Annotated in this window: 7 protein-coding genes; 4 read left to right on the forward strand and 3 right to left on the reverse strand. The window is 64.4% G+C overall.

Features of this window, described 5'->3' with window-relative positions; translation table 11 throughout:
- Nucleotides 1-800: 3-hydroxyacyl-CoA dehydrogenase family protein (locus JWR89_RS16390; RefSeq protein ID WP_299717973.1), on the forward strand; the 800-nt coding region annotated here is incomplete at its 5' end.
- A 209-nt stretch (nucleotides 801-1,009) separates the two neighbouring features.
- On the opposite strand, the gene gstA is transcribed toward JWR89_RS16390, so the two are convergent.
- Nucleotides 1,010-1,624, reverse strand: coding sequence for a glutathione transferase GstA (gstA, locus tag JWR89_RS16395; protein ID WP_299717975.1), 615 nt, complete (start codon nucleotides 1,622-1,624; stop codon nucleotides 1,010-1,012).
- A gap of 128 nt (nucleotides 1,625-1,752) precedes the next feature.
- Between gstA and JWR89_RS16400 the strand changes: the two genes are divergently transcribed.
- From JWR89_RS16400 to JWR89_RS16410, 3 genes are all read left to right on the forward strand, one after another.
- Nucleotides 1,753-2,241: a MarR family transcriptional regulator gene (locus JWR89_RS16400; RefSeq protein WP_299717977.1), complete on the forward strand. Its 489-nt coding sequence runs from the start codon at nucleotides 1,753-1,755 to the stop codon at nucleotides 2,239-2,241.
- A 96-nt stretch (nucleotides 2,242-2,337) separates the two neighbouring features.
- Complete coding sequence (locus JWR89_RS16405) at nucleotides 2,338-3,708, forward strand: glutamate--cysteine ligase (RefSeq protein WP_299717979.1); 1,371 nt, start codon at nucleotides 2,338-2,340, stop codon at nucleotides 3,706-3,708.
- Nucleotides 3,709-3,817: 109 nt separating this feature from the next.
- The gene (locus tag JWR89_RS16410) at nucleotides 3,818-4,378 is read left to right on the forward strand and encodes a PAN domain-containing protein (protein WP_299717981.1); all 561 of its coding nucleotides are present in this window, start codon (nucleotides 3,818-3,820) and stop codon (nucleotides 4,376-4,378) included.
- A gap of 301 nt (nucleotides 4,379-4,679) precedes the next feature.
- On the opposite strand, the gene lepB is transcribed toward JWR89_RS16410, so the two are convergent.
- Nucleotides 4,680-5,453, reverse strand: a complete 774-nt coding sequence (gene lepB / locus JWR89_RS16415) for a signal peptidase I (protein WP_299717983.1) — start codon at nucleotides 5,451-5,453, stop codon at nucleotides 4,680-4,682.
- Nucleotides 5,453-6,877 (reverse strand): metalloprotease TldD, encoded by a 1,425-nt coding sequence (tldD, locus tag JWR89_RS16420; protein WP_299717985.1) that lies wholly within the window; start codon nucleotides 6,875-6,877, stop codon nucleotides 5,453-5,455. The genes lepB and tldD overlap by 1 nt, the downstream gene beginning before the upstream one ends.
- Nucleotides 6,878-7,044 lie beyond the last annotated feature (167 nt).

A 7,044-nucleotide genomic window follows, 5' to 3' on the forward strand; every position in this document is an offset into this window, starting at 1 on the left:
CGTGTGCTCTTCCGATCTTCAAGGGCGCGCGCACGGGCGACCGCGCGCTCGCCACGGCGCTCGATTTCGTGCGCATGATCAAGAAGACGCCGATCGTCGTGAACGACTCGCGCGGCTTCTTCGCCAATCGCTGCGTGCTGCGCTTCACCGCCGAAGGCCTGGAGATGCTGATGGAAGGCGTGCCGCCGGCGATGATCGAGAACACCGCCAAGATGGCCGGCATGCCGGTCGGGCCGTTGTCGCTGTCGGATGAAATCGCGCTCGACCTGGTGCTGAAGATCATGAAGGCCACCGAGGCCGATCTGGGCTCGCAGGCGGTCGACCAGGCGCAGAAGAAGCTGATCGTCGAGATGGTCGAAAAGCAGGAGCGTCTCGGCCGCAAGAACGGCAAGGGATTCTATGAGTATCCGGCCAAGGGCAAGGGTTCCAAGAGCCTGTGGCAGGGCCTCGGCGAACTGGTGCCGAAGCCGGTCGATCCCGATACGCTGGACGTCGAGGAACTGAAGCAGCGTTTCCTTGTGGTGCAGGCGGTGGAAGCCGCGCGCACCGTGGAGGACCACGTCATCACCGACCCGCGCGAGGCCGATGTCGGATCTATTTTGGGTTTCGGTTTCGCGCCGTTCACCGGCGGCACGCTGAGCTACATCGACTTCATGGGCACGAAGAATTTTGTGGCGCTGTGCCACAAGCTCGAGGCCAAATACGGTTCGCGCTTCACGCCGCCAAAACTGCTGGTGGAGATGGCGGCGAAAGGCGAGACCTTCTACGGCCGCTTCCCGCCGAAGAAGCTCGCGGCGTAACTTCCTTACTCGCTTCCCCTCTCCCCCAAGCAGCGTAGCTGCGCAGGTGGGAGAGGTGGATCGAAGCCCGCGAAGCGGGTTCGAGACGGGAGAGGGGCTCTTGCTTCAGAGTCTGAGGCTTTCCCTCTCCCGCCTTCGCTTCGCTCAGGCACCCTCTCCCACGGCGCGCAGCTTTGCTGCGCTGGGGGAGAGGGAAGAAAGCGCCCGCCTCACGCCGCCTTCATCAGGCCTTCCTTGGTCATCGCTTCCTGCACCTTCGGGCGCGCGGCGACGCGGTCCTTGTAGGCCGTCAGGTTCTTGAACTCGCTGAGGTCCATGCCCATCCGCTCAGCCCATTTCAGCATCACGAACAGATAGCCGTCCGCCACGCTGAAAGCCTTGCCCAGTAGATAGTCGGAGCCGGCCAGCGCGTTGTCGATGTATTTGAACTTGCCGGTGAGGCGGGTCTTGAAGAAGCCCTTCACCTCGTCGTCGAAGGCCGGCTGAAACAGCGGGCTGAAATTCTTGTGCAGTTCGCCGTTGATGAAGCCCAGCCATTCCTGCAACTTGCGGCGCGCGTCGCTGTCGATCGCCGGTGCGAGGTTCTTTGCCTTGGCCTGATCGGCGATGTACTGCACGATCACCGGACCCTCGGTGACCAGTTCGCCGCTGTCGAGGCCAAGCGCGGGCACCTGGCCCTTGGGGTTGATGGCCAGATAATCGTCGCCGTTTTCCAGCTTCTTGGCCTTGAGATCGACTTTGACGAGGTCGTAGGGCAGGCCGGCTTCCAGAAGCGCGATATGGGGCGACAGCGAGCAGGCGCCGGGCGAATAATACAGCTTCATCGGAAATTTCTCCCTAGGGTTATGGTTTGCGGCAACCTCGTGACTAAATGCATGTGCATGGAATAGTCAATGTTGATGCAGCTGCATTCAGTGGCTAGGGTGCGCCACCAATTGGACGACGTGACGTCATGAAACGCAAACCTTCGACCGAGGCAACCGCCGCCTGGATCCGCCTGATGCGGGTGCAGAGCCGGGTGCTGGACGCCGTCGAGCAGGATCTCAAGCGCGCCGGCTTTCCGCCGCTGGCGTGGTTCGACGCGTTGATGGAATTGTCGCGCTCGCCGACCGGCGAGATGCGCCCGGTCGAGCTTGAGAAGCAGATGCTGATACCGCAATACTCGACCTCCCGGTTGATCGACCGGCTGGTGGACGAGGGGCTGGCGGCGCGGCGCGAATGCAAGAACGACAAGCGCGGCCTGTTCGTGGAGATCACCGCGTCGGGTCGCGAGTTGCACAAGAAGATGGGTTGCGCGTATTCCACGGCGATCGAGAAGCACGTCGGTTCCAAGCTCTCCGACGCAGATGCAGCAAAACTCTGCGTCCTGCTCGACCGACTCGGCTGCGCGTGCCATGAGACTGCGGCGCCGGCCGCCAGCGAAGCCGCGCCGGCCCGATGAATCAGACATTACCTCCTGCGTTGGCGACCCTCGCGGTCCGCCGGCGTCCCCGACACTGCGCGCGTTTCATCGCGGCGCCCTTCATCCGGAAATTTCATGGCGCGTGACCAGATCGATATGACGCCGCTGCAGTCGCGCGACGAACTCGTGGCATGGCTGGCGGATGGCGTGAAGCCGCCGTCGGAATTCCGCATCGGCACCGAGCACGAGAAGACGCCGTTCACGCTGGTCGGCCACAATCCCGTTCCTTATGAGGGCCCGCGCGGCATCGGTGCGGTGCTCGAGGGGATGAAGCTGTTGCTCGGCTGGGAGCCGATCATGGAGGGCGATCACATCATCGGCCTCTATGACGTCACCGGCGGCGGTGCGATTTCGCTGGAGCCTGGCGGCCAGTTCGAACTGTCCGGCGCACCGGTGGAAACCGTGCACCAGACCCAGTCGGAGCTGATGGCGCATCTGGCGCAGGTGCGCGAAGTGGCCACGCCGCTCGGCATCGGCTTTCTCGGTCTCGGCCTGACGCCGTCGTGGTCGCGGGCGCAGATTCCGGTGATGCCGAAGGGCCGCTACAAGATCATGACCGACTACATGCCGAAGGTCGGCCAATACGGGTTGGACATGATGTACCGGACCTGCACGGTGCAGACCAACCTCGACTTCTCCTCGGAAGCCGACATGGTCAAGAAGCTGCGCGTCTCCGTCGCTTTGCAACCGGTGGCGACCGCGCTATTCGCTAACTCGCCGTTCACCGAAGGCAAGCCAAACGGCTTCCTGTCGTTTCGCTCCGAGATCTGGCGCGACACCGACAATGCCCGTTCCGGCATGATCCCTTGGGCGTTCGAGGACGGCATGGGCTTTGAACGCTGGGTCGACTACGCGCTCGACGTTCCCATGTATTTCGTCAAGCGCGGGGACAACTACATCGACGTCTCCGGTTCCTCATTCCGCGATTTCTTCGAAGGCAAAAACACGAAGATCCCCGGCGAAAAGCCGACGCTGTCGGACTGGGCCAATCATCTATCGACGATCTTCCCGGAAGTGCGGCTGAAGCGTTACCTGGAAATGCGAGGTGCCGATGGCGTGCCGTCGAACCGGCTGCCGGCGCTGTCGGCCTTCTGGGTCGGGCTGCTCTATGACGACGCAGCCCTCGATGCCGCCTGGGAGATCGTCAAGCACTGGAACGCGCAGGAGCGCCAGGCGCTGCGCGACGACGTGCCGAAGCTTGGCTTCAAGTCGCGGATCAAGGACCGCTACCTGTTCGAGGTCGCCAAGGAATGCCTGGCGCTGTCCCATGGCGGGTTGGCTCGCCGTGCCCGGCTCGACCAAAGCGGCCGCGACGAGACCCGGCATCTGGAGCCGCTGGATCGCATCATCGACCTCGGCAAGACCCCGGCCGAGGAGATGCTCGACAAGTACAACGGCGCCTGGAACGGCTCGGTGACCCCTGCCTATAAGGAATACTGCTTCTAGATCAGCGGCTTGGCCGAAGCTGAAAATTCGTTCATCGGAGGTACAGGTGCCGCGCCGTCAAATGGCCTTTCGCGCCGCACCGTTACAACTCCGCTGAAAGTCATTGGGCATGTCGATAAGCCGCCTGTTCAGAGCGTATCTGGCAGCGTTCGCCGTGCTTTTGCTGGCAACGGCCCATCCTGCGTCGGCGCAGACCAATTTCGATCGCCCCGGCGCGGATTATTCGCGCTCGGTGTCGCAGTCCGGCGATCCCGCCGAATGCGCGCTGGTCTGCGAGCGTGACCGGCGCTGCCGCGCCTGGAGCTTCAATTATCCCAGCGACAGCTCCGAAAATGCGGTGTGCTGGCTCAAGGACAAGGTGACGCCGCGGGTGCAAAGCTATTGCTGCGTCTCCGGCGTGCGCGGCGCCGGCGTGATCGAACCACGCAGCGGTCCGGTCGAGACCTCCACCGACCGCCTGGGCGGCGACTACCGCAGCTTCGAGCTGAAGAACGACGACAAGGCTGAGCATGGCGACGCCTGCCGCGATGCCTGCCAGGACGACAACAAATGCCGCGCCTGGACCTTTGCCCGGCCGGGCTATGCCGGCAAGGACGCCCGCTGCTTCCTGAAGAACGACATCAAGCCGCCGCGGCGGAAACCGGGATTCCTGTCGGGCGTGGTGCGATAGCGCGGCTGTCTGGATCGATCGATCCATGTTCGGCAACAGGCGGGACCACAAACTCCGTCATGCCGGGTATCCACGTTACCGCGCACTGCTGCGCCTGTTGCCGTGGATGGCCGGCACAAGACCGGCCATGACGTGGAGACGCCAGAGCGCCATTCTCGTGTCCCGGACGCGCTGCGGCATTCTTCATGCCGCTGCGCAGAGCCGGGATCCCGGTATCTTTCGTGCAAAACCGTGGCCCCGGCTCTGCGAAGCAACACTTCGTGTTGCATCGCGTCCCGGGAACAAAAGAGCGACCTTTCTCTCAATGCACCGTCGTAAAAAACCGCGCCATGCGAAAACCCGACAGCCAGTTGCTGACCGTCTGTTTGCTAACGCCGATGTCCCAACTGCCGACGATGGCATCGACGCGGCCTACCAGGTTGTCCATCGGCAGCAGGCCGACGCCGCCTGATCGCACCGGGACGCGGCTGTCGGCGGAGTTGTCGCGGTTGTCGCCCATCACGAACAGGTGGCCGGCGGGCACGCTCACTTCATCCGTGTTGTCGAGCCGGCCGTTGTCGTAGAGCTTGAAGATCGGGTGCGACACGCCATCGGGCAGCGTCTCGACATAGCGCCGCGCCGGCTCCGAGCCGCCGTTATCGTCTTCCGCCGCGCCCAGGCCGTCCGGCTTCACCGCGGTCGCGACGCCGTTGATCCAGACCACGCCTGATCGCACCTGGATACGGTCGCCGGGCAGGCCGATGACGCGCTTGACCCAGACCTGGGAGCGGTCGCCGGGCCAGCGAAACACCACCACATCGCCACGCTTCGGCGTCGATGCCAGCACGCGGCCGGTTTCGGGAAGCGAGACGTGGATCGGCAGCGAGGCGGTCGAATAGCCGTAGGGGAATTTCGACGCCAGCAGCGCGTCGCCGATCAACAGCGTCGGCTCCATCGAGGCCGACGGCACGTAGAACGGCTCGGCCAAAGCGCCCTTGGCGAGGAACACGACCATCACGATGGCGGCGATCTGGGCGAGCTGCCCGGACCAGCGCTTCGCATTCGACGCGAAAGAACATGTGGTGACGTCGCTCACTAGCCTGTTCCTCCCACCGTGATCTTGTCCATGCGTAACGTCGGCTGGCCGACGCCGACCGGCACGCCCTGGCCGTGCTTGCCGCAAGTCCCGATGCCGTCATCCAGCGCCAGATCGTTACCGACCATGCTGATACGATGCAGGTCGGTCGGGCCGTTACCGATCAGCATTGCGCCCTTCAGCGACGCGCCGATCTTGCCGTTCTCGATCTTGTAGGCCTCGGTGCACTGGAACACGTACTTGCCGGACGTTATGTCCACCTGGCCGCCGCCGAAGTTCACGGCATAGATGCCGTTCTTTACCGAGGCGAGGATTTCGGCAGGGTCGCGCTGGCCGGCCAGCATGTAGGTATTGGTCATGCGCGGCATCGGCACATGGGCGTAGCCCTGGCGGCGGCCGTTGCCGGTGGGCTTCATGCCCATCAGCCGGGCGTTCTGGCGGTCCTGCATGTAGCCGACCAGGATGCCGTCCTCGATCAGCGTGGTGCGGTTGGTCGGCGTGCCCTCGTCGTCGATCGACAGCGAGCCCCTCCGCGACGAGATCGTGCCGTCATCGACGACGGTGACGCCCTTGGCGGCGACCTGCTGGCCCATCAGGCCGGCGAACGCAGAGGTCTGCTTGCGGTTGAAATCGCCTTCGAGGCCGTGGCCGACGGCCTCATGCAGCATCACGCCCGGCCAGCCGGGCCCGAGCACCACGTCCATTTCGCCAGCGGGGGCGGGGATCGATTCCAGGTTGACCAGCGCCTCGCGGATCGCGCCGTCGGCGGCGGTGCGCCAGGCGCCGCTCTCGATGAAGCGCGCATAGCCTTCGCGACCGCCATAGCCCTTGCTGCCGCTTTCCTGGCGGTCGCCCTGGCCGGCCACCACGGTGATGTTGACGCGCACCAGCGGGCGGATGTCGCGATAGCTCTCGCCGTCCGGACGCAGGATTTCGACGACCTGCCAGGTGGCGCCGAGCGACACCGAGACCTGACGGACCCGCGGGTCCTTGTCGCGCACATAGGCGTCGATCTCGGCCAGCAGTTTCACCTTGGCCTCGAAGCCGGGGGCATCGAGCGGATTGTCGTCGTTATACAGCCGCACATTGGTGTGCGAGGGCGCGGCCGCGAAGGTGCCGTTGTAGCCGCCGCGCACCGCATGCACCGCGTCGGCGGCTCGGATCAGCGCCGGCAGCGAGACGTCGGAGGAATGCGCGTAGCCGACCGCGTCATCCTTGACCGCGCGCAGGCCAAAGCCCTGCGCGGTGTCGTAGGTCGCCTGCTTGAGCCGGCCATTGTCGAAGCCGAGCGCTTCCGACTGGCTGTATTCGAGAAACAGCTCGCCGTCGTCGGCGCCCTCCAGCCCGCGCATCAATTCGCGGCGCACCTGGTCGCGGTCGAGATTGGCACGGTCGAGCAGGGAAGTGGTGGCGGGGCTGGTCATGCGGACTCCAGGGCATTGCAAACGTTGCTGTCGTCGCCGCGGAGGCGGCAAACCGTCGCCACAGGTTGTTATGTCTAGGAAGAACCGACGACAGAGTCTTCTTACAACACGGTAACCTGCGATTCCGGCCCCAGTACGCGCCGAAAGCGCGCCCTGTGGCGACGTGG

Origin of the sequence: Tardiphaga sp. (genome assembly GCF_028290785.1) — a bacterium.
In the GTDB taxonomy this organism is placed as follows: domain Bacteria; phylum Pseudomonadota; class Alphaproteobacteria; order Rhizobiales; family Xanthobacteraceae; genus Tardiphaga.

Bases quoted from the DNA above. Each gene is read 5' to 3' on its own strand.
- JWR89_RS16400 (WP_299717977.1), top strand. From the start codon at position 1,753: ATGAAACGCAAACCTTCGACCGAGGCAACCGCCGCCTGGATCCGCCTG.
- JWR89_RS16410 (WP_299717981.1), top strand. From the start codon at position 3,818: ATGTCGATAAGCCGCCTGTTCAGAGCGTATCTGGCAGCGTTCGCCGTG.
- JWR89_RS16405 (WP_299717979.1), top strand. From the start codon at position 2,338: ATGGCGCGTGACCAGATCGATATGACGCCGCTGCAGTCGCGCGACGAA.
- gstA (WP_299717975.1), bottom strand. From the start codon at position 1,624: ATGAAGCTGTATTATTCGCCCGGCGCCTGCTCGCTGTCGCCCCATATC.
- tldD (WP_299717985.1), bottom strand. From the start codon at position 6,877: ATGACCAGCCCCGCCACCACTTCCCTGCTCGACCGTGCCAATCTCGAC.